The 23,899-nt window shown below is 40.2% G+C and carries 18 protein-coding genes and 1 riboswitch; of the genes, 12 read left to right on the forward strand and 6 right to left on the reverse strand.

The window, feature by feature from the left end:
• Positions 1-56: 56 nt before the first annotated feature.
• The 5 genes from WNY79_RS11225 to dapA form a co-directional block, all read right to left on the reverse strand.
• Positions 57-1,091, reverse strand: coding sequence for a phospholipase A (locus WNY79_RS11225; protein ID WP_024600027.1), 1,035 nt, complete (start codon positions 1,089-1,091; stop codon positions 57-59).
• Between the two features lie 215 nt (positions 1,092-1,306).
• Positions 1,307-2,428, reverse strand: a complete 1,122-nt coding sequence (locus WNY79_RS11230) for a succinylglutamate desuccinylase/aspartoacylase family protein (RefSeq protein ID WP_342875892.1) — start codon at positions 2,426-2,428, stop codon at positions 1,307-1,309.
• A 5-nt stretch (positions 2,429-2,433) separates the two neighbouring features.
• On the reverse strand, positions 2,434-3,639 hold the full coding sequence (locus tag WNY79_RS11235; protein ID WP_342875893.1) for a PLP-dependent decarboxylase: 1,206 nt from the start codon (positions 3,637-3,639) through the stop codon (positions 2,434-2,436).
• Entirely contained in the window at positions 3,639-4,379 is a 741-nt protein-coding gene (locus tag WNY79_RS11240) for a 2,3,4,5-tetrahydropyridine-2,6-dicarboxylate N-succinyltransferase (protein WP_342875894.1), read from the reverse strand. The genes WNY79_RS11235 and WNY79_RS11240 overlap by 1 nt, the downstream gene beginning before the upstream one ends.
• A 15-nt stretch (positions 4,380-4,394) precedes the next feature.
• The gene (gene dapA / locus WNY79_RS11245; RefSeq protein WP_024606521.1) at positions 4,395-5,279 is read right to left on the reverse strand and encodes a 4-hydroxy-tetrahydrodipicolinate synthase; all 885 of its coding nucleotides are present in this window, start codon (positions 5,277-5,279) and stop codon (positions 4,395-4,397) included.
• 129 nt (positions 5,280-5,408) lie between these two features.
• A riboswitch (Lysine riboswitch) is annotated at positions 5,409-5,609 on the reverse strand.
• Positions 5,610-5,801: 192 nt separating this feature from the next.
• Here dapA and WNY79_RS11250 point away from each other — a divergent pair.
• The 6 genes from WNY79_RS11250 to WNY79_RS11275 all read left to right on the forward strand — a co-directional run bounded on the left by WNY79_RS11250 (position 5,802) and on the right by WNY79_RS11275 (position 14,329).
• Positions 5,802-6,497: a DNA-3-methyladenine glycosylase I gene (locus tag WNY79_RS11250; RefSeq protein WP_342875895.1), complete on the forward strand. Its 696-nt coding sequence runs from the start codon at positions 5,802-5,804 to the stop codon at positions 6,495-6,497.
• Positions 6,498-6,508: 11 nt separating this feature from the next.
• Positions 6,509-7,918 carry a YdiU family protein gene (locus WNY79_RS11255; RefSeq protein ID WP_342875896.1) on the forward strand — a complete coding sequence of 470 codons (1,410 nt, stop codon included), beginning with the start codon at positions 6,509-6,511 and terminating at the stop codon, positions 7,916-7,918.
• Between the two features lie 385 nt (positions 7,919-8,303).
• Positions 8,304-9,359 (forward strand): OmpA family protein, encoded by a 1,056-nt coding sequence (locus tag WNY79_RS11260; RefSeq protein ID WP_024600034.1) that lies wholly within the window; start codon positions 8,304-8,306, stop codon positions 9,357-9,359.
• A 292-nt stretch (positions 9,360-9,651) separates the two neighbouring features.
• Positions 9,652-12,249 (forward strand): bifunctional aconitate hydratase 2/2-methylisocitrate dehydratase, encoded by a 2,598-nt coding sequence (acnB, locus tag WNY79_RS11265; protein WP_024600035.1) that lies wholly within the window; start codon positions 9,652-9,654, stop codon positions 12,247-12,249.
• Positions 12,250-12,449: 200 nt separating this feature from the next.
• Positions 12,450-13,082: a 2OG-Fe dioxygenase family protein gene (locus WNY79_RS11270; protein ID WP_342875897.1), complete on the forward strand. Its 633-nt coding sequence runs from the start codon at positions 12,450-12,452 to the stop codon at positions 13,080-13,082.
• Between the two features lie 11 nt (positions 13,083-13,093).
• Complete coding sequence (locus WNY79_RS11275; RefSeq protein ID WP_342875898.1) at positions 13,094-14,329, forward strand: cysteine desulfurase-like protein; 1,236 nt, start codon at positions 13,094-13,096, stop codon at positions 14,327-14,329.
• A 19-nt stretch (positions 14,330-14,348) separates the two neighbouring features.
• On the opposite strand, the gene WNY79_RS11280 is transcribed toward WNY79_RS11275, so the two are convergent.
• Positions 14,349-15,053, reverse strand: a complete 705-nt coding sequence (locus tag WNY79_RS11280; protein WP_024600038.1) for a 2OG-Fe(II) oxygenase — start codon at positions 15,051-15,053, stop codon at positions 14,349-14,351.
• A gap of 33 nt (positions 15,054-15,086) precedes the next feature.
• Between WNY79_RS11280 and WNY79_RS11285 the strand changes: the two genes are divergently transcribed.
• The 6 genes from WNY79_RS11285 (at position 15,087) to WNY79_RS11310 (ending at position 23,624) form a co-directional block, all read left to right on the forward strand.
• Entirely contained in the window at positions 15,087-15,485 is a 399-nt protein-coding gene (locus WNY79_RS11285) for an acyl-CoA thioesterase (RefSeq protein ID WP_076925789.1), read from the forward strand.
• A gap of 200 nt (positions 15,486-15,685) precedes the next feature.
• Entirely contained in the window at positions 15,686-16,660 is a 975-nt protein-coding gene (locus WNY79_RS11290; protein ID WP_342875899.1) for an aldose epimerase family protein, read from the forward strand.
• 187 nt (positions 16,661-16,847) lie between these two features.
• A complete protein-coding gene (locus WNY79_RS11295) occupies positions 16,848-19,595 on the forward strand; it encodes a TonB-dependent receptor (protein WP_024600041.1) in 2,748 nt (915 codons plus the stop codon).
• A 196-nt stretch (positions 19,596-19,791) separates the two neighbouring features.
• Complete coding sequence (locus tag WNY79_RS11300; protein WP_342875900.1) at positions 19,792-21,318, forward strand: tryptophan halogenase family protein; 1,527 nt, start codon at positions 19,792-19,794, stop codon at positions 21,316-21,318.
• A gap of 12 nt (positions 21,319-21,330) precedes the next feature.
• Positions 21,331-22,092, forward strand: coding sequence for a SapC family protein (locus tag WNY79_RS11305; RefSeq protein ID WP_010554817.1), 762 nt, complete (start codon positions 21,331-21,333; stop codon positions 22,090-22,092).
• 53 nt (positions 22,093-22,145) lie between these two features.
• Positions 22,146-23,624, forward strand: a complete 1,479-nt coding sequence (locus tag WNY79_RS11310; RefSeq protein ID WP_007580003.1) for an SLC5 family protein — start codon at positions 22,146-22,148, stop codon at positions 23,622-23,624.
• Positions 23,625-23,899 lie beyond the last annotated feature (275 nt).

The raw sequence follows: 23,899 nt of genomic DNA on the forward strand, positions 1-23,899 counted from the left end.
GTTTAATGTCGAAAAACAAAAAGCCAAGCAATGCTTGGCTTTTTTGTGAGCTCGTTTTATAACAAGTCAGTTAATAATATACCTACACCAATACGTTCTACATCCGCGTTGTAATCAATTAAGCTTTCGCCATAACCGTTAAAGTATTGTGCATAACCACGAACGCGACCCCATAACGGAAATGACCAGTCGAGTTGAATTGCACCACGGTTTTCTGAATTTAAGTTGTTACGCGTCATGAAGCTAAATTCATGATCGTTAAGACGGTATGCACCACTAAATTCAAAATAGCCCATGTATTTGTATATGTCTGGATTATCGTCGCCTTTAGCTTCTAAAACGTTGTCTTTTTCGTCCTCAGCTATGCGGTACCAAGGTTTAAAGCTAAAAACAAAGCCTCTGTTTTCCCAAATAAAGTCTGCATAAATACGGTTCCACGAACGCGAGTTTGGCTGGCTGCGACCATTTGATTGATGCGAAATACCTAGTGAAATTGCCATTTCGTCGCCCCATAATACGTTTTCTGGGTCGAGGTAGTTTATCCAAAATATTTCTGGTTCGTAGTTGGTTTCACGAAATGGAGAAGAGATTTCTGAGTTATAAAGCTGCCAGTAAGATTGCAGAGTAAAGCCAAAAAATATGGCTTGGTCTTCATCAGAAAAGTCATCATATAGAGGCACTTTGATTGAAAGCTGGTATTTTGCTTCTAGGTTGTCTAGTGGCTCACCATCGTTATCATCTGTTAATTCGTCAAAACCATCAAAAGGGCGATCGTTTGGGTGTGATACGTACGAAAGCGGTAAAATATAGTTACGCTTATGTGGCGTAATTACGTTTCTATTTTTTTTACCGACTTCTTCTCGAGCTTGGCGTTTATCAAGCGCGGTAAGTTGTTTGTTTTCTTCAAGAGCTGAACACTTTTTACGAAGATCGTCTAATGTCTGTTTACCGTCTCCGCCAATTACTTCATTTAAAATACACTGCTTTACAAGTTCGATGTCGTTATCTTGCTCGTTTGTAGCAACTTCTTCTTGTGCGAAGGTCGCTGTACTTATTAAGGCAGAAAGTGTGATCCAGTGGCGCCAGCTCATTGTAATTCCTTGTGAGTTCGGGTTGTTGTATGCGTTAATTTAATTATAACGTCTTTTTACATATGTAACGGTGAACTTTTACTGAATTTGTATTCACAGCAACCATTATACGTATATAAAGTAAATATAGATCAGAAAAAAAGCGACCTAGGCCGCTTTTTTAATGCAGATTAATTATTTTAGTTAATCTGCTCTCACGCAATGAGAAGGGTGAGCTAAAGCTCAAATATGTTAGTAAAAAACTTATAAAGCTCGGTGCCTTGGTTAACACTCGCTGAGGCAAAGTGCAAAATGGCAATTGCATCGCAATCTAGAGTAAGTGTCTGCAGTGGTTGCTCGCTTAAGTAGCGTTCCATCCGTAAAATATTAGCAATAGGCTCACCAGCTTTAATGTGCCCGCCAAGTGGTGCTATGTATTCAACCATACCGCCAATGGGGGCGTAGTAAGCAAAATAGTCATCTAAATTACACGCATAACGAGTAATATCAGCAGGGGTATTCGTTGCGTTTTGCAGTACGCCCTTATGATTTAAGTAACTTAAAATACTGTTTGCATCGTGTAGTGCTTCTTTTAAGTCTATTTTTTCTTGGCTGCCTAGCTCTACAGTAAATGCTTCTACGGGAATGGTTAATTCACGGCCTTGCTCGCTAAGTGCATCACTTAAATGCCACCATGGGCAAAAGTTAGCTTCGTCCATAGCGCCGTCAAAATCACTCGGAATAAGCAGTACATGTTCAATATTAAAATAGCGCGCGCTGTCGGTTGCATAAGTTGGGCAATACAAGTGTTTGCTTGAAATAGGCCCCGTGTGTAAATCGAGTACTATATCAGCCTGATGAGCGAGCTTTTGTAAGTTAAGCGCAATGCGTTTACCCGTATTAAGTAAATAAGCAGGGCCGTTGAGTTTGCTGTCTACTTCGTCAATAAGCGCCTGTTTAAAGTTACTTTTTAATGTAGCGTCATCATACTGAGTATGATTTTGTGCAAACTGCGTCACTAAATTTTTATTGTAGTGGTACATGCGATTCCAATTAGTACCAGTAATTGGATCGAACCTGCCAAGGGTAAACTCGCCCGACTTTTGATTACAACCAATCGGATTTGCATAAGGGACTAAGGTAATATCGCCATTAAGGTTTAGGTGTTTTAATTGCTCAAGTAGCTGAAAAATAACCGCATTACCTTGCACTTCAGCGCCATGCATATTGGCCTGAATATAAACACTAGGTCCTGTGCCATCGCCTTTTAAGCGATAAACAGGAATTGTAAGTGGTAAGCCGTTTGCAACTTCCCCTACTACAATGTTCTCTTGGCTGATGTGGGTTGTATTACTCATAGTTATTACCTTAAATAATGACTGGCATTTTCAGCTTGGCGAACACAGGTAAGCTCACCGTTTTGCAGGGTATACTCGGCAGCTAGCTCGTGGCATAAAAAATACGGCATACTTTCGGTAAAGCCGTAAGCACCGCATTGGCTAAACACTAGCCAGTCGTGCTCATTTAAATCGCTTGGTAGGTTATGCTCACCCAAGCAATCAAGCGCGGTACAAAGCGGCCCGTATAAAGTGACCGCTTGAGTTTTTGCACTGGACTCGCGCAGTAACGCAGCAGGGAAATCTTGGCTGGTAACAGCGGGGCGCAATAGGTGATTTATACCGCCGCTTAAAATTACTTGTTCTTGATTGTAGTTTTGTTTGCGTTCGACTACTGGGTTGGCGTAATGACCGCATTCGCCAACGGCATAGCGACCAAGCTCCATCCACAACTCTTCTACACCCGCATCACTTTTAATTTTAGCGAGCGCCGTTATTAAGTCATCCCAATCAAGTGTTGTTTCGCTTTGTGTATAGGGAATACCTAAACCACCACCTAAATCGAGAATTTTAAGGCTAATATTTAAATCGCCGGCAAGTTGGCTAAGTGGTGCAATCATTTGTGACCACAATTCGCTTAGCTTTTGCGTGCTAAGCATGTTGCCCCACTGAAAAATATGTAAGCCGTCAAACTTAAGTGCAGGGTAGTCGGCTACATTAAGTGCTTGCCATTCATTACAACCCAAACCAAATGGGGTAAGGCTGTCGCCACCCAATGGGTTTTTTTCACCTTCAGGCCAGCGCAACTGTACACGTAAAAGTACTTGTAACTGCGTGTTTTGTAGTTGTGCTTGTTGGTTTAACCAACGGACTTGATTGAGGCTTTCGGCTACAAATATACATACGCCGCGCTCAATAAAGTGTTTAATTTGTTTGGGGCTTTTTGCGGGCCCCGTGTTGAGCACGCGCTGTGAGCTAATACCTTGTGCTAGTACTTGCTCAAGCTCACCTTTACTTGCTACGTCAAAATTAAAACCGGCGTTGTCTAAGCTTTGAATAATTTTAGACAGTGGGTTTGCTTTTACGGCGTACCAAAGTTTTACGTCGGTTTGTGCAACTAAACGCGCAAGATGCGTGTTTAGTTTATCTAAGTCGTAAACAAAAAAAGGTGTATCAAGTTGTTGTGTAATAGTATTTACAGCAGTTTTGATAGGCGTGCTCAAAAAGCTCATTATCGTAAAACCTCTTCAAGTAATAATGATGCATCGCTTTGTTCGTCGCGGTATTTAACAATTAACGCACACGACATACTTAGACCTTGCTCGCGCGCCCATTCGTTTGAAGCAGGGCGAGAGCCTGGTATTACAATGGCATATTCTGGGATTGGCTCGCCTTTATCAAGTTGGCGCTCGTTTACGCAGTCGTAAACAGGAATAGTCGCAGATAAACGCACGCCTGGTGCAAGCACAGCACCTTTTTTAATGACTACACCTTCAACAATAATACAGCCAGCGCCAATAAAGGCGTCGTCTTCTACAACTACTGGGCTTGCACCAATTGGCTCAAGTACACCACCAAGCTGCACTGCTGCACTTAAATGTACGTTTTTACCTACTTGTGCACACGAACCAACTAATGCGTGGCTATCTACCATTGTGCCTTCGTCGATATATGCACCGATGTTTACATACGCTGGTGGCATAATAATCGTGCCTTTAGCAACATAAGCACCACGGCGAACACTAGAGCCACCCGGCACCATACGCACGCCATCATCAGCACTAAACTCTTGTGGAGCTAAGTTGTGTTTATCAACAAAACCGCCTGCAAACTCAGTATTAGTGCCATTTTTAAAGGCTTCTAAAATGCCTTTTTTTACTTCTACGTTAGCTTGCCATTGGCCGCTTTCGTTTTGTGATGCTGCGCGTACTGCGCCCGATTCTAAATTATTTAATAGTTCTAACCAGCTCATTATAAAAACCTGTATTTAATGCCAAGATAAAATGGTGTTGTTTGCAGTTGTGATGCAATCGGTTTGAGTTAACTCAAGGTGTGTTAAAGGTGGACGAAGTTGCGGGCTGCTTAAGCGGCCTTGCAAATGCATCAATACCTTTACGGGAATGGGGTTTGCGACAGCAAATAGGCTATTAATGGCACTAGTCCACTGAGCAAATAAATTAGGATGTTGACCACTTAAACTGCGTTTAACAAACTCGTGGGTTTGTGCGGGCCATGCGTTTGCAGCTACCGACACTAACCCTTTTGCACCTGCTTGTGCAAAATAAGGCATTAGCGCATCGTCGCCACTAAATATAGCTAAATTAGGCGCCGCTTGGCGGTAAGCTTCAAACTGAGCAATGCTGCCGCTCGCTTCTTTTAACGCCCATAAATTTTTATTGTTTTGTAAGTTTTGAATTGTTGCCGTTGGGATGCTAACAGCACTGCGCCCCGGTACGTTATAAAGCATACACGGGTGAGCGCTTGCATTAAGTAGGCTTTCAAACCAATGAGTTTGGCCTATAGCGCCGGGCTTTGCATAAAGGGGTGAGCCAAGTAAAAAGCTATGAATGGGTAGTGTATTACAATAGTTAACCCACTCAATTTGTTGCTTTAAGTTACTACCACCCACAGCAACCATTAATGGTACCGCTGGTTTTAGCTGGCATACGTGTTCAACAATGGCTTGCTGCTCTTCTTGCGTTAGCGCCAAGCCTTCGCCTGTACTACCAAGTAGTAGAATACCGTTATGTGCCGCTTCTTGCTCGCTAACCAGCTTAGTTAACGTGTTGTAGTCAACATCACCGTGTTGATCAAATGGCGTAACAAGCGCGGTCCACAATGAGTAGTCGTTTAAATTGAAGTTGTTGATCATCTCTCACGAACTTATAAGTTATTCGAAGAGTTAAAAAGCTTTATGGAAGGAGCCGCATTAACGTCGTTCGAACTAATAATTCGAAGAGCGAATGGGCTTAAAATAATAGGGCGCACGGCCTTAATATTTAAGACCAGAAGCTCTCCACCAAACTAATAAGCTGCTTGTTATAAGCAGCTATTGGTGACAGTCGCTAGGGTTCAACCTAGTCGCCCGAAATAAACACTTCGCAAAAGTGATTACTTCTCGGCGTTAATTCCCCTCACGTATGCTCACTGGAGTTTGCGCTCCTAACATACGCTACCTGAATAACGCACCTCTTCTAGCCCTTTGCACCTGTTTGTAGAGTAAAAACTTACAAACCGCTGCAATTTAAATAGGGTAATTACGGCGATTAAAGCATTTTAGCCGTCTAGGTGTCAAGCTACTAAATGCATATTCATTCATCCATAATGGGAATGGTTACGTATTGGGTGCTTTTCTCGTACACTAGCAATATAAGTAGTGAGGTATTTAATTAGTATGGAAAAATTTAGCGATATTTATAAGCGAGCGGTAGAGCGAAAAGGCTCTGAAAAGATGCTTAAGTTATTACTTGCAAAACCGCTATCTAAAAAACAACTAAGCACGTTAAGTGACGACGATTGGCTTGAAGAATTTACTCGAAAAGTATTTCAAAGCGGCTTTTATTGGTCAGTAATTAATAATAAGTGGCCGGGCTTTAGAGAGGTTTTTTGGGATTTTAGTGTTGATAAATTATTAATGATGCCACCCGATATGCTGGAACAAAAAGCAACGGATGAGCGAATTGTTCGTAACTATAAAAAAGTAAAAACAATTACCGAAAATGCTTACATGATCCACGAAATAGCACAAGAACATGGCAGTTTTAACCAGTTTGTCGCTAATTGGCCAACAGACGATATTATTGGTTTATGGGCGTATTTAAAAAAGCATGGTTCGCGTTTAGGCGGAAATACAGGCCCTTATGCGCTACGAGCACTTGGTAAAGATACTTTTTTACTATCACGCGATGTAGAGAATTATTTGCGTGCGCATAAAATTATAGACGGCGGCTTACAAACCAAAAAATCACTGAGTGCAGCCCAAGCCTTTTTTAATGAAATGCAAAAGCAAAGTGGCTTAAGTATGCAAGAGTTAAGCTTAATTGTGGCCTATGGTGTAGGTGACAACCGCGTGGGTATAAGTCAGCAATAATAGGAATTACCATGAAATTAGTGCCAAGATACACAGATATTGCGGAAAACTTCGCAATTGAAGATTTCCCTGCAAGTGTTGCCTCCCCTCAGTTATTGCTGTGGAACGAGAGCTTAGCAAAACAGTTTAATATTAATGTCGCTGATGATTTACATGCTAATACTTTTAGCGGTAATGAAAAGCAGGCGATTCCTGCAGTAGCACTTGGTTACTCTGGGCACCAATTTGGACATTTTTCACCACGTTTAGGTGACGGACGAGCCCACTTATTAGGGGCTATTACTGACAATGAAAACCAGTTATGGGATATTCAATTAAAGGGCTCTGGCGCTACTCCTTATTCAAGAGGGGGTGATGGCCGTTGTGCACTTGGGCCCGCTATTCGTGAATACGTAATGAGCGAAGCAATGCATGCACTAGGCATTAAAACTACCCGATGTTTAGCGGTCGTTGGCAGCGGTGAAACGGTTTATCGTAACCCACCACAAGCAGGCGCAATAGTTACTCGTTTAGCAACCAGTCATATTCGCGTTGGCTCGTTTCAATATTTAGCGACGCAAGGCGATGTTGAAGGGCTTAAAAATTTAGCAGATTTAGCTATAGAGCGACATTATCCAGAAATAACCGACACAGGACCACAGCGCTATTTAGCACTTTTAGGCGGTGTGATTAAAAACCAAGTTAAGCTAGTTGTGAGCTGGATGCGTGTTGGCTTTATTCATGGAGTAATGAATACTGATAATACGCTAGTGAGCGGAGAAACCATTGATTACGGCCCCTGCGCTATGATGAATAATTTTGATTTTGACACCGTATTTAGCTCTATCGATAAACAAGGTCGGTATGCCTTTGGGAATCAGCCAAATATGGCTAACTGGAACTGTGCACGCTTGGCCGAGAGTTTAATACCACTTATTAATGATGATGACGAGCAGGCTGTTACGTTAATGACGCCATACATTAATAACTTTGCTGAGCAATTTAATATTGAGTTTACTGCTATGTGGGAACAAAAACTGGGTTTAAATGAATCTAGCAGCAGTGATGGCGAGTTAATCGCAGAGTTGTTAACACTATTAAAAGATAACCAGCTCGATTACACCAATACCTTCGATGCGCTTACTGAATCCTTAAAAGAAGAAACAGTAATACCTGAGTCGCTAATTGAATGGAGAGCTAAGTGGGTAAGCTTAACTGACAATAATAGTTATGAAGTAATGAGAGCTGCAAATCCTCGTGTAATACCGCGTAATCATGTGATCGAAGAAATAATTACACAATATAACGCTACAGGGTCTAGTGAGTTACTACAGCGCTTTATAAAAGTAGCGGGTAGCCCGTATTCTGATAGTGAAAAATTATCAGAATTTCAAACTTCACCGATAAATGATAATGATTACCAGACCTTTTGTGGTACTTAATTCTTAACATTTAATATAACTACATGATTAAAAAGAGTCATTTTTTAATCAAATATGCGCATATATCTAGGGGAATGTTAATTCTGATGGTATTATGCGCCGAATTAAAGCCAAGCAATATTTCTTTGCATTTATAAGTGCATTTAATTGCTCTTACATTCCTTGCTAAGTACTAATTTACAAAAAACTACTATATTTATTTTTCAATAAAGTTTCAATTTCGCCTATAGTAAGTGGATGTGTGTTGTGACAGGGCATAGAAAAAAGTTATAAACTTTATTTTTCGTTAAGTATTGATTAACAAAGGCTCAGTTAGTCTATATAAAACTGATTGAGCTAGTATCGATTAGCTACAATTTAAAATTGTTCAAATGGGAAGAAAACAATGAAATTAAAATCACTTACAATTGCAATCGCGTTGGCTGCAACTAGCGCATCTACATTCGCTGCTGATAAAGAAGAAGGTTTCTACATTGGCGCATTTGGCGACTACTATGACGCATCTTGGAAAAACATGCGTGCTCAAGCTGGTCTTGACGTGAATGAATCAACTGGCTGGGGTGTTGAAGCTGGTTACCGTTTCAGTGATTACTGGAGCGCACGTCTTGAATATGCAGATATGGATTTTAATGCTTTTGATAAAGTTGCTGGTAACCGCAACAGTATTGATGGCGAGCGTTACGGTATTGATGCTCTTTACCATTTAAATGGCGGTCCTTTCTACGGTCTTTTCGGTATTAAAGAAATGGACGTAGTAGATGACAACACATTCTTAAATGCAGGTGTTGGTTACCAACATTTCATTACAGATGGCTTATTTGTTAATGCTGAAACAGCTGTATACCAAGGTCTTGACCGTGGTTACACTGATGTAGGCGCTAAAATAGGTATTAACTACTTATTCGGCCAAAATTCAGCACCAGTTGAGCCAGTTAAGCCAGCTCCTGAAGTTGTTGAAGTAGCTGTAGCTCCTACAGATAGCGACAACGATAACATTGCTGATGCAGACGATAAGTGTGCTAACACACCTATGACTGATGCAGTTGATGGCACTGGTTGTACTTTATATGAAGATAAAGAAGTAACTGTAAGCTTATTAGTGACTTTCCCTAACAATGCTTCAGCAGTATCTACTCAGTACTTAAACGATATTGAAAAAGTATCTGCATTCTTAAAAGAGTACCCAGATACAACAGTACTTTTAGAAGGTCACACTTCTTCTGTAGGTAAAGCAACTTACAACAAATGGTTATCTAAAAAACGTGCTGATGCAGTAGCTGAGCAATTAGTTTCTGATGGCATTGCTAAAGACCGTATTACTACAGTTGGTTTAGGTGAAGAGCGTCTTAAAAATGATGCAAACACTAAAGCTGCAAACGCAGAAAACCGTCGTGTAGAAGCGCATATCAAAACTATCAAAAACGTTAAAGTTTTACGTTAATTAAATAGTTTGTAATAAAAACCCAGCCAAGTGCTGGGTTTTTTTATGGCTATAATAAATTAATATTGGTTAATGGTAATGATTATTACTTAACAAGTATTCATGAAAATAGTTTTTACTACAACCACTATTCATAGTATTTATAATCGGTATAATCAGTTGCGCAACTGGATGGATTTTCATCTATCCATAAAAGCTTTATAATTACGCGTTAGAATACTATAAGTATTGGGTAACTTATTTGCGCTTGAAGCGCTACCGGATACTTTCACGTCACCAAGAGGGCAATATTGTGCTACAAGAATATCGTAAACACGTAGAAGAACGTGCCGCGTTAGGTATCGTACCAGCGCCATTAGATGCTCAGCAAACTGCTGATCTTATTGAATTAATAAAAACTCCACCAGCAGGTGAAGAAGAATTCATTTTAGATTTGTTCATTCAGCGTATACCAGCAGGTGTTGATGATGCTGCTTATATTAAAGCGGGATTTTTAGCAGCTTTAGCTAAAGGTGAAACTAATTCTCCACTTGTTTCTAAAGAAAAAGCGGCAGAATTGTTAGGTACAATGTTGGGCGGTTACAATATCGCACCAATGATTGACCTACTTGATGACGAAACACTTGCACCAATCGTAGTTAAAGGCCTTTCAAATACATTACTTATGTTTGATGCGTTCTACGATGTAGAGGAAAAAGCAAAGGCGGGTAACACATTCGCTAAGCAAATTATCGAATCTTGGGCAAATGCAGAATGGTTTACTAATAAGCCAGCTGTTGCTGAAAAGATCTCAGTTACTGTATTTAAAGTAACTGGCGAAACAAATACTGATGACTTGTCACCTGCACCAGATGCATGGTCTCGTCCAGATATCCCACTTCATGCTTTAGCAATGCTAAAAATTGAACGTGACGGTATTACACCTGATAAAGCGGGCGAAGTAGGTCCAATTACTCAGCTTGAAGAATTAAAAACTAAAGGTTTACCACTTGCTTACGTAGGTGATGTTGTTGGTACGGGGTCTTCTCGTAAGTCTGCAACTAACTCTGTACTTTGGTTTATGGGCGATGATATCCCGTTCGTACCAAACAAGCGTGTTGGCGGTGTATGTTTAGGTAATAAAATTGCTCCAATCTTCTTCAACACAATGGAAGATTCAGGCGCATTACCAATCGAATTAAATGTTGATGAACTCAACATGGGTGAGCAAATCGACATTTATCCGTACGAAGGTGTTGTTAAGCAACATGGTACAGATAAAGTGATTTCTACTTTTGAACTTAAATCTGATGTGATTTTAGATGAAGTTCGTGCTGGTGGTCGTATTCCACTAATCATCGGTCGTGGTTTAACTGATAAAGCGCGTACATCTCTTGGCTTAGGCGCAACTGATACATTTAAAGTACCAACAGCAACAGAAGTTTCTGATAAAGGCTTCACACTAGCGCAAAAAATGGTTGGTAAAGCATGTAACGTTGCAGGTATTCGCCCAGGTCAGTACTGTGAGCCTAAAATGACAACTGTTGGTTCGCAAGATACAACAGGTCCTATGACACGTGATGAACTTAAAGATTTAGCATGTTTAGGTTTCTCTGCAGATTTAACAATGCAGTCATTTTGTCATACATCAGCTTATCCTAAGCCTATCGATGTAAGCACTCACCATACGCTTCCTGATTTCATCATGAACCGTGGCGGTGTTTCACTTCGTCCAGGTGATGGTATTATTCACTCGTGGTTAAACCGTATGTTATTACCAGATACCGTAGGTACTGGTGGTGATTCACATACACGTTTCCCATTAGGTATTTCATTCCCAGCAGGTTCGGGTGCAGTAGCATTCGCAGCAGCAACGGGTGTTATGCCACTTGATATGCCTGAATCTATTTTGGTTCGTTTTAAAGGCGAAATGCAACCAGGTATCACGTTACGTGACCTTGTTCATGCAATCCCTTACTACGGTATCAAACAAGGTTTATTAACAGTTGAGAAAAAAGGTAAAATTAACGAATTCTCTGGTCGCGTACTAGAAATTGAAGGCGTTGAGCACCTTACTGTTGAGCAAGCGTTTGAATTATCAGATGCATCTGCAGAGCGTTCTGCTGCTGGTTGTACTGTTAAGTTATCTAAAGAGTCTATCTCTGAGTACCTTGAGTCTAACATTGTTATGCTTAAGTGGATGATTTCTGAAGGTTACGGCGATGTACGTACGATTGAACGTCGTATTACTGCAATGCAAGATTGGTTAGCTAACCCAGAACTAATGGAAGCTGACGCTGATGCAGAGTACAAGCATATCGTTGAAATTGATTTAGCTGAGATTAAAGAGCCAGTTCTTTGTGCTCCAAATGACCCAGATGATGCGCGTCTTCTTTCTGATGTTGCTGGCGAGAAAATTGATGAAGTATTCATCGGTTCTTGTATGACTAACATTGGTCACTTCCGTGCTGCTGGTAAGTTGCTTGATGGCTTTAAAGGTCAACTTCCGACTCAGCTTTGGGTTGCTCCACCTACTAAGATGGACAAAGATCAACTTACAGAAGAAGGTTACTACGGTATTTTTGGTCGTGTTGGCGCACGTATCGAAACTCCAGGTTGTTCACTATGTATGGGTAACCAAGCACGTGTTGCAGATAAAGCAACGGTTGTGTCTACCTCTACACGTAACTTCCCTAACCGTTTAGGTAATGGCGCAAACGTATTCTTAGCATCATCTGAGCTTGCTGCAATTGCTGCAATCATAGGTAGACTACCTACAGCTGCTGAGTACCAAGAATATGCAGCGAAGATCAATGCAACGGCTTCAGATACATACCGTTACTTGAACTTCCACCGTATGCCTGCTTACACTAAAAAAGCAGACAACGTGATTATTCAACAAGCTGTATAATTTTTAGAGTTTGTTTAAAAACCCGCTTAGGCGGGTTTTTTATTGGCTAAAATAAATATTAGATAGTTCATGCTTCTTTTTTTATATTATTGTATTAAATCTAGTCTCAAGTTACTTTTAAAGTAATTAATCGCGCAAAAATTCCTATCAAAATGCATTAAAATCCTCATCAATATTCTCATTATTTTAGGCGAGATTTTATGACAGCATTAAACAACCAGAATTTACTGCAACTACGTTTTGTTAACCAAGCAAATATTAATTTGGTTAAGCCTTCTTTTGATAACCTGCCTGCTAATCCTTATGCAGATGGTGCCTTTCGTAAACGTCGTTACTCAGTAGTTAAAATGCAAAATGGTGAAATAAAGCTACAGCAAGCCAAAGCATTTGTTCAAGACGATTCAATTAATACTTTTCAAGGTAATGTAGAGCGTACTTACGAAAACCTAGAGCAAAGTTTACTTGAGTCAGAAGGCATGAAAAGCATTGTAAATGAGTTTCGCCAACTTACCGGTATTGATGAGCAGCGTGATATTGAAATTCATCAGTTCCGTATGCTTGCTATTAACAGTGATACACCAGCAGCGCCAGAAGGCATACATCAAGATGGTTTTGACCATGTATGTATATGCGGTGTTTCTCATGAAAATTTAGAAGGTGGCGAGCTACTTGTATACGAAAACAAGCAAGCTGAGCCTTGTTTTAAAATGGAAATAAAAGACGGGATGTTTGCATTAATAAATGACCGTCAAGTGTGGCATAACGCAACACCTATGAACAAAATTGATGCTAGCAAACCAGGTTACCTGGATTGTTTTGTATTAACGTCTTAAGGGAGTTAGGCATGAACATAACGCAATTACGTGAGCAGTTTCCTGCATTAATGCAGACCGTTGATGGTAAATCGCCAATATTTTTAGACGGCCCAGGCGGCTCGCAGGTACCAACATCGGTGCTTAATGCGATGACAGCTTATTTAGGGCACTACAACTCAAACCTAGGTGGCGCGTTTTTTTCAAGTGATAAAACGGTTGAACTGATGGCGAATGCGCGCCAAGCAGCTGCTGACTTACTTAATGCACCTAGCTCACAACAAATTGTGTTTGGTCCAAACATGACCAGCCTAACGTTTAGTTTTAGCCGTGCTATTTCACGCGACTGGCAAGCTGGCGATGAAATAATTGTAACCAATGCCGATCACTTCTCAAATGTATCGTCGTGGCAGCAAGCCGCAGAAGATAAAGGCGTTGTTGTAAATACAGCGCTTATTAACGAAGCAGATTGCAGCTTAGATATGGTGCAATTTGAAAGCTTATTAAACAGCAATACTAGGCTTGTAGCGGTAACGTATGCGTCAAATACCACAGGTTCAATCAACAATATTAAACGTATTGTAGAGCTTGCTCACAGCGTAGGCGCACTTGTTTATGTTGATGCCGTACATTATGCACCGCACGAGCTTGTTGACGTGCAAGCGCTTGATTGCGACTTTTTAGCCTGCTCGGCATATAAGTTTTTTGGCCCGCATTTAGGTATGGTTTACGGTAAAAAAGAACATTTAGAAGGGTTTACACCTTATAAAGTAGAACCCGCTAAAGACGTAGCGCCAGGTCGCTGGGAAACCGGTACACAAAGCTTTGAAGCAATGGCGGGTTTTATCGCGGCAGTTGATTACATTGCGGCAATAAGCGAGCTTGATGATAGCCATTCACGCCGCGAAAAGTTAAGCGTGGCCTTTGCTAAAACTAAACAGCATGAAATGGCGCTTAGTGAGCACTTTTTAACACGCTTAGTTAATTACCCACGCATTAAGTTGTTTGGTATTGATGACTTTGATCGCTTAAATGAGCGTACACCTACTTTTGCTTTAATTTTTGAAGGCTTAGAGCCACGCGCTGTTTCGGAATTTTTAGGTAAGCAGCATATATGCGTGTGGGATGGTAACTTTTATGCCCAAGGTTTATGCAAGCAGTTAGATGTGCTTGATAAAGGCGGTGTAGTGCGCATTGGTTGTATGCACTACAACACTATTAAAGAGCTTGATCAACTGTTTGATTTATTTGATGAGCTACTAGGTTAACCATCTAAGCTTTGGTGCGCTAACTTTTTGGCGCACCATATATTTGTTCTGCACGATTAAACAGCACCCACGAGGTTAAAATATACTTATCGTTTGATACTGGCTTATTACCTCTATGAGTATGTGTAAAGTAGCCTGGGGCTATTACCATAGTGCCTTTTTTAGGTGCTATTTTACGGTTTTGATAGTAAAACTCAGTTTCACCACCTTCCTCTACATCGTTTAAATAAAACATAAATAACAACACGCGATGCAAAGCTTCATTGTGCTGTAGCTGCGGGTAAACTTCACTGTGCCAGTAAGGATAGCCACCCTTATTTACTTCGTATTTTTGCGCCTGGATATTGCCAAGTCTAAAAATTTGCTGTACTAAAACAGGTAGTTGCGGTTTACCTACTTCTTCAAAATTGTCTTGAGTTAAATCGACTACTTCACCTGTTTTTGGGTGATAGACCTTTAATCCAAACGCCCCAATCATCATAAAAATATGTTCTTCAACATACTTAAAAACATGCTGTGCAGTCGTTTGTTGTATATGTTTTAATTGTTGTGCATATTCGGGGTGATTATTTAAATGCAGATCGTGGCTGTCTTTTTTCTTTAAGTCGACACCGCCCGATGTTACCCCTTGTTTTACATGCGGGCTTTGCGCGAATGTGGTAATAAATTCATCGCAAAACTCATCGCTTAATGCGTTATCAATAACGCGTATAAAGTCCGTCATGGTTTACCTTTATATAATTATTATTGGATTTTTATGTTTATTGAAAAAGTGATGCCGCGCTTTAGCGAAACAGATGCACTCGGACACATTAACAATACCGTACTCCCTGTATGGTTTGAAGTCGCGCGTGGTCCTATTTTTAAGTTTTTTACACCGGACTTAAATCCACATGATTGGAAGTTGATAATTGCCAAAGTAGAAGTGTCGTTTGTAGGCGAATTATTTTATGGCCACGAAGTGACAGTTAAAACCTCTGTAGAGCATATAGGCACTAGTTCTTTTACGCTGAGGCAAGAAGCATGGCAACACGATAAATGCTGCGCAATAGGCAAAGCCGTGATGGTGAGATACGATTTTATCGCTAAATCAAAGCAAGCGCTTAGCGTTGACGAAAAAGCGGCGCTTAATGAGCATATTTACCAAAGCAGTTAACCTTACGAAGCTTATATTTTATATAAGCTCGTGCTGAGCTGAATTATTGTAAATATATGACGGCAACTGTAAATTTTTGTCGAGAAATTTTAACGCATTTAGATTGAGTTACAGGCTTCAGTTATATACTATTTATAGTATATATTGTTGCGCCGTTATAACAGGAAATGTTAATTCGGTAATTTGATTGGAGTATGCGTGTGACATCTATTGCCAATAACCAACCTTTACAAGTTATTCAGCTCAGTGATGGTGAAAATTTAACAGCTGAAATTTTGCCGTTTGGCGCAATAATAAAAAGCATTAAATTTAAAAAACAAGAGATGACGCTTAGCGTCGATGATCCTCAATACTATCTTGAAAACCCATTTTATCTTGGCGCTACAGTAGGTCGATACGCTAATCGCATTGCAAAGGGGCGTTTTAACTTATCTGGTACGCAGTATCAACTGGAAGCAAATAACGGTCCTAATAGCCTGCACGGCGGCGTTAAAGGCTTTAATAAAGTACTTTGGCAAGTAACCAAACAAACTGAAAGTGAAGTTGAGCTTTATTATTGCTCTCCCGACGGCGAACAAGGTTTCCCTGGTGAGTTGCAGGTTTGGCAAACTATTAGCGCTAAAAACGGCGAGCTTACTCTGCACTTTAAAGCGCTAACCAATAAAGAAACGCTCGTTAACTTTACCAACCATTGTTACTTTAATCTTGATGGCAGCGAATCAATTAATGAACACCTTGTTCAAGTTAATACCAATTACTATCTTCCTATCGATAAAACCAGTATTCCACTTAATGAATCCGCTTTAGTTACAGGCACCTGCTTTGATTTTACCAAGCCAGCTCAAGTTGGTAAGGCATTAAGCGCTGTTCATCCTCAGTTAGAAGCTGGAAATGGCTTTGATCACTGCTATATTTTTAATGATGACAGCAGTTTAAAGACGATGGCTACATTAACTTCGCCACACACGAAGGTTAATTTAACCCTTAAAAGCACTCAGCCAGGTATGCAACTATATACTGCTAACTTTGTTGGTGCGCCTTTTAAAGCACGCCAAGCTTTGTGCTTTGAAGCGCAAAATTGGCCTGATGCGCCAAATCGTGAAAATTTCCCAAAAGCTAATTTATTGCCGGGAGAGGATTACGAGCAGGTTATTATTTACTCTTTTTCTGAGTGAATGCAGCCTTTCAATGTTAATTTAAAGAAAATTAAAAGCAAAAATACGGTGATTAAATGCTATCTATAATTCAGGAAAAGGTTGCACTTTTTGCTGTTTTAAAGTATTTATAATATAAATAGTATTTGAAACTATATGCACTACCACAACGACACAACGACTACACACAATCAGGAGTTTTTAAAAAATGATAATTAACAATAAGTTATCGTTCAACAAGAAAACCGCGATCAGTATTGCTATCACTGGCATATTGGCAAGCGGAAACGTTGCAGCTCAAGGCGCTGAAGGCAATACGCCTACAGTAGTAAATGAAGATGTTGAAGTTATCGCAGTAACGGGTATCCGCAGCAGCTTACGTTCATCAATGTTGGATAAAAAAGCATCTAATGTTGTTACAGACGGGATTAAAGCAGAAGATCTTGGTAAATTTCCTGATTTAAACGTAGCAGAATCTCTGCAACGTATTACAGGTGTAGCAATTGACCGTAGTGGTGGTGAAGGCCAAGCGGTAACTATTCGTGGTTTTGGTCCACAATTTAATACTGTACTTGTTAATGGTCGTCAAATTGCGACAGACAGTGCAGGTCGTGAATTTAACTTTGATGTATTGGCCGCGGATCAAATCACCGGTGCTGATATTTATAAAAGTAATACAGCAACTCTTCAAGAAGGCGGCATTGGCGGTACGGTTAACGTAACTACAGCACGTCCTTTTGATTTTGGTGGTTTACATATTTTAGGTTCAGTTAAAGGTATGTACGAAAGCCTTTCTGAAGAAGTATCTCCATCAACATCATTCTTAATAAGTAATACGTTTAACGATGACAAGCTAGGTGTGCTTTTTGCCATCACTAATCAACAACGTAAACTTCAAAATAACCAAATTTTAACGGCAGGTTGGCGCGGTGGCCAAACAATTTCTAACCCAACTGATGGTGTATTGTTTGAAAATGCTTACATTCCACGTAACTGGGACCAAGTAGTTGATGAGCAAGACCGCGAGCGTACAAATGCAAGTTTAGTACTTCAATACGCACCGTCTGACGATGTTACGATTACTGTTGATGGCATGATTTCAAAATTCGAAGTTGACTCAACAGTCCGCGATTTAGCATCTTGGTTTGAACCAGACCGCGTAGGCAGTGCAACGATTGATCCAGAAACAGGCACTCTTTTAACTTTCTCTCAAGAAGTTGGTTTAGGCGCGCCAAGTGGCGACCCTGCAAGTGACTTTGTATCGCATACACGTAATTCACGTGATGTAACTAATAAAGCATTTGGTATTAACGTTGATTGGCAAGTAAACGAGTCATTAAAAGCTAAATTTGATGTATCTCGCTCAACAGCCGAAAACGACCGTGCTGGTAGAGATCGTTTTAACGTTGTAGGTGTTATCAATAGCTATACTTTTGACGGTACAGGCAGCATTCCTACTGTACAGCATGACGGTTTTGAAAATGGTTCGCTGCCAGATCCAAGCCTAGCGCGTCTTCATTACAACGAAATTGGTAATCAATTTACAGATGAAGATGAAATTACTGAAGTAAAAGCCGATTTTGAATATGTGCCAGATAAAGGCCCAGTTGATCGCATTAACTTTGGTGCTTATCGCCAAGAGCGTGAAAAATCAAGCTTTCAAATCTTTGGTAGTCAATGTCAGTTCTGTGGTTATGGTACACAAGCACCACTTGATGCAATTGATTTTGAAGCATACCAAGCAAGCAATTACTTCCCAGGCTTAATCGATACATTCTACACCTACGACGGTGATAAAATGCTTGATTACCTAGCCGATCAAGGTTTCCCAGTAGAGCCAACACTACAAAATAACCGTTATACAATTAACGAAGACATCACTAGCTTATACATGGACTTTACGCTTGGTTTTGACCTAGCTGATATGCCAGTAACTGTTAATATGGGCGCACGTTACTCAGAAACTGATATTGAAGTTGCTGCAATACAAAGCTTTATTAGCGATGTTATACCAACATCTGACGCAACATTATTTCAGAATGTTTTTGGGCCTGCAACGAACATCGAGCAAGGCACTAGCTACTCAAACTTATTACCGTCTTTCAATGTTAAGTTAGAGCTGCAAGACAACATGATTTTACGCTTTGCAGCGTACGACAGTATTACTCGTCCAACGATGTCTCAGCTATCTCCTGCGACAAACTTTAACGAGCCACGTCGTCAAAACTTAACGGCAAGTGGTGGTAATCCAGCACTTAAACCATTCCAATCAGAAAACTGGGATATTTCTTACGAGTGGTACTACAACGATGCTAACTTATTTAGCTTTGCAGTATTTAGTAAAGAAGTAGATGACTTTATTGTTACCCTAACAGGTGCCGAAACATACGAAATGTCTGATCGTTCAGGCCCTGATTTTGCGTGTACTACATGTACAGATCAAACAGATGACGAACTTATTGGTAGTTCAGAAGTTTACACTGTAAGTCGTCCTCAAAATGGTGAGTCTGCAACTGTAACCGGCTTTGAAGTCGGTGTTACTCACATGTTTGAAAATGGCTTTGGTTTTATTGCTAATGCAACTGTTGTGAATAGCGACATTAGTGTGGGTGATGATACTACACAAACATTTGCACTAGAAGGTCTTGGGGATTCACAAAACTTAATATTTTTCTATGAGCAAGAAAACTGGCAAGCACGTGTTGCATTTAACAACCGTGAAGGCTTTTTACGCTTAGTTGATAACGGCTTTAACGGTGAACCAGTGAACGTAGAAACTTACGGCCAGTGGGATATTAGTGCAAGCTACGATATTAACGAAAACTTCACTATTTTTGCAGAAGGCATCAACATCACTGAAGAAGAGTTAGTGCAAACAGGTCGTTTTGCTAACCAAATCTATTCAGTAGAAGATAATGGCTCACGTTACGCGTTTGGTATTCGCGGATCGTTTTAATTAATGATGGAGGCGTATTTTTTCGCCTCTTCGTTTTCATTACAGCACCGAGGTGCTAATACCAATTAGGTTAATTTAGCAGTAATGTATATTAGTTAACCTAATTGGCTAAAATGAATTCACATTAAATCAAAATGCCCTAACGGGCATTTGTTGTATAAAACGTTATCAAAAAATACTCAAAGAGTAGTCCATTATGAATAAAGCAATAAAAACAGTAGCGGTAGTTGGCGGTGGTACAGCAGGATGGCTGAGCGCTGCAATTATAGCTTCGTATCACCAAGGTCAAAATGGTGACGGCTTAAAAGTGATGTTGGTTGAATCGTCAGACATTCCAACTATTGGCGTAGGTGAAGGTACCTGGCCCACGATGAAAAACACACTTCAGCAAATAGGCTTGCGTGAAGTTGATGTGTTTAAAGCCTGTAATGCTACCTTCAAACAAGGCGGAAAGTTTGTAAATTGGACACATGGCAATAATGACTTTTACTACCATCCATTTACTGTACCGCTAGGCTACGGCCGTATAGATTTAGCCCCATATTTAGATAATGTTGAAGACTTTGCACAGCAAACTAATTTTCAACATGATATTTGCGAAGCAAGCTTAGCCCCAAGAGGTATAGCGCAAGGTGAATACCAAGGTAATTGTAATTACGCTTATCACTTAGATGCCGGCGCTTTTGCCGAAATGCTTAAACAGCATTGTAAAAGTAAGCTTGGTGTAGAGCATATTATTGGTACTGTTGATCAGGTAAAGCTTGATGACGATGGTGCAATAAATGAGCTTACTCTAAAAGATCAAACCCGCACTATAAACGCCGACTTATTTATAGACTGTACTGGTTTTTCATCATTGTTATTAGGCCAAGCGCTCAACGTACCGTTTAAAAAAATGGACCACGTGCTATTTAACGACAGCGCACTGGCTATGCAAGTCCCTTATGATGAAAGCGACGACTCCTTGGCCAGCCATACCATAGCAACAGCGCAAAACGCTGGATGGATTTGGGATATAGGTTTAACGCACCGCCGAGGTGTAGGGCATGTTTATTCAAGCAAGTTTTTATCAGACGATGAAGCAGAGCAAAACCTAATAAATTATTTAGGCGATGCAGCAAACGGTTTAACTGCCCGTAAAATTAACTTTGAATCAGGATATCGTGAGAAGTTTTGGCATAAAAACTGTGTTGCAGTGGGTATGTCAGCAGGGTTTGTAGAACCGCTTGAAGCAACCGCTATTATGCTTGTTGAAATTTCAGCACGCTTTGTAGCAGAGCATATGCCAGCAGACACACAAGTAATGCCTATTGTAGCTAAGCGTTTTAATGAGCAGATGGATTACCGCTGGCAGCGTATTATCGACTTTTTAAAGCTGCATTACATGCTAACCAAGCGCCCAGAACCTTACTGGCAAGCACATGTACAGCCCGACACTATTCCACAAACCCTACAAGAAGATTTACTGCTTTGGGGAAGCCGTGGCCCGCTAATTCAAGATTTTCATGGCGCATTAGAGTTATTCCCTGCTGCCAGTTATCAGTATGTTTTGTACGGTATGGGCTTTAAGCCTGACTTTACTAAACAAGCATATTTGTATTCACAACATGTGCAAGCCAAACAAATAATTGAACGTAACAGCCAGCTTACACAGCAGATGTTGCAAACTTTGCCGCCTCACCGTGCTTTTATAGAGCAGTGGTTAGCAGCTAACCCAGTTTAAGGATGTGTAACTATGGCTATTAGTGAACTAGTAAACACCAAACACCAAACATTAAAAATTAACCCCAATGCAGCTGTTGAATATGCAAAAACGCAGCATTTAGTTAATTTAAGAGCAAATGAAATAGCAAAAGCAGCCTGCGACTTACCTATTTTTTTAGCACGTAATACACAAAATGGTAGTTATACCGTATCAGCGTTAACCAGCTTTAGTGCAGGTCAAAGTTTATTGGTTAATAACAACCAATGGCAGGCACTTTACACACCGGTATGTATGCAAACCCAGCCTCTTTATTTAATGACCCGAGAAGCAAATAGTAGCGATTATTTTATTGCAATTGATGATCAAAGCTCAGCCGTAAACACGCAGCAAGGTGAGGCACTATTTGATGCTAAAGGTAACCCGAGTTTATTTTTAAGTGCACAGCAAAAACTGTTAGAAAGCGACTTAAAAAATGACTATCAAACGTATCAATTTACCCAAGAAGTTGCGCGGTTAGGGCTCATTAAAAACATAGATATTGTATTGCAGTTTGAACAAGGCGAAACCCAAACTATTCAAGGTTTGAGCACCGTTGATGAAGACAAACTGCAAACATTAAATAGCGATACCGTTGCAAACTTACACAAGCAAGGTTACTTGAGTGTGCTTAACAGCATGCTTATTTCACTGTTTCAGTTAAATGCATTGGTAAAGCTGCATAACCAACGTCCCGAACTTATGCCTTTAAAGCAGATTAAGTTAGAACTAAGTCGAGATGCGCACGCGCTGTAGCGTGCACTTTTTTATTACACAGACATTGCGTATAACGCGCAGGAGACACACACATGTCAGATAACATTTTACAGCTGGTGGTTTTTGTTTTTGTCACCGCTTTAATTGGTGGCCTTACTTATTGGAAATGCCGAGGCCAAAATCGCAATAACGGACAAAGCCAAACCAAAGAGTATTTTTTAGCGGGCGGTGGCCTTACTTGGATGTTTGTTGCAGGTTCAATCACATTAACTAATTTAAGTACTGATCAGCTTGTAGGTATGAATGGTAACCAAATGGCTTTACTGGTTTGGTGGGAGCTTGCAGCAATTATAGGTTTGATTATTTTAGCCAAAGTGTTCATTCCTGTTTATTACAAATACAACTGTACAACTACCACAGAGCTTTTAGAAAAGCGTTATAACAACAAACATATTCGCGCTGTTATTGGTGGTTTATTCTTTTTAGGTAATGCACTTATTTATATGCCAGCGGTTATTTATTCTGGCGCGCTATTTATGCAAACCATGTTTAAGGTTGATATTCCGCTAATGTATATTGCCACCGCATTTGCCATTATTGGTGCTGTTTATGCGTTTTTTGGTGGCCTGAGAGCAGTTGCTGTATCGGATACCTACAATGGCATACTTGTACTAGGCATGGCTGTTTTAGTCGTGTTTTTAGCACTTAATGCGATTGATTATGACTTTACGGGTATTCCTGAGGAGCGCTTAACACTCATAGGTGATGCTGACTCACCTATTCCGTGGCCAACACTTTTAACCGGTATGATCTTTATTCAAATGTATTACTGGGGTACTAACCAAACAATCACACAGCGAGCAATGGCAGCACCTAATGTTAAAGAAGCGCAAAAAGGTATATTTGCCGCAGCGGGTATTCGCTTTTTAATCGTCCCAGCAATTGTGGTATTACCGGGTATTATTTCGTTTAAACTTTATGGCGATATTGGCGACGCTGCTTATGGTCGAATTGTGGGTGATGTAATGCCAGCATGGTTAACCGGTGTGTTCGCAGCGGCAATGGCAGCAGCAGTACTCTCTACTTACAACAGCTTATTAAATTCAGCTACAGCACTATATGTGTGTGACATTCACGAAGCGTACTTTAATAAAGAGCCAAGTGTTGTAAAGCTAAGTGGTTACGTAACGTTACTACTCACAAGCTTAACACTGGTACTTGTACCAATTTACCAGCAAGCAGACAGTATTATTAACTTACTACAGCAATTAAATGGCTTATTAAGTATGCCTATATTCTCTATTTTTGTAGTGGGCTTATTATTTAAAAATGTTGATGCACGAGCGGGTATTGCTGCAGTAATTTTAGGTGTGGTTATGTATGGCATGCTTACATTTGCAAACTCACCACTACATACTGACATTCATTACATTCACTTAATGCCAATTACACTGATTGTATGTGTAGCTTTTGCATTGATAGTAAATAAAGTGGTCTTTGGTTTGAATGCGCAGTGGGCAGGTAAAACACCGGCACTTGATGACGCAGGCCAAGCACAAGTACAAAAATAACGTATAAATAGTTTAAGCTGACAAAATCGGTCATGGGGAAACTCTGGCCGATTTTTTATATGTATTAAAAGCAACATGACAACTTCAAAGCTAAGGTTAGTTTAATACTTTTTATTACAGTGGTACTTCCAGTGAGTTTATCTGACTATTTGCGATGTAAAGACTATCAAAATCTAATTTATATGATATATACTATTATTATTGAATGTCACAGTCTGATAGATTGTGGCTCAAGCAATGAGATACATTTAGTACATAGTGTAGCTTACTAATTT

The organism is Pseudoalteromonas sp. AS84, from assembly GCF_038900255.1.
Taxonomy (GTDB): domain Bacteria; phylum Pseudomonadota; class Gammaproteobacteria; order Enterobacterales; family Alteromonadaceae; genus Pseudoalteromonas.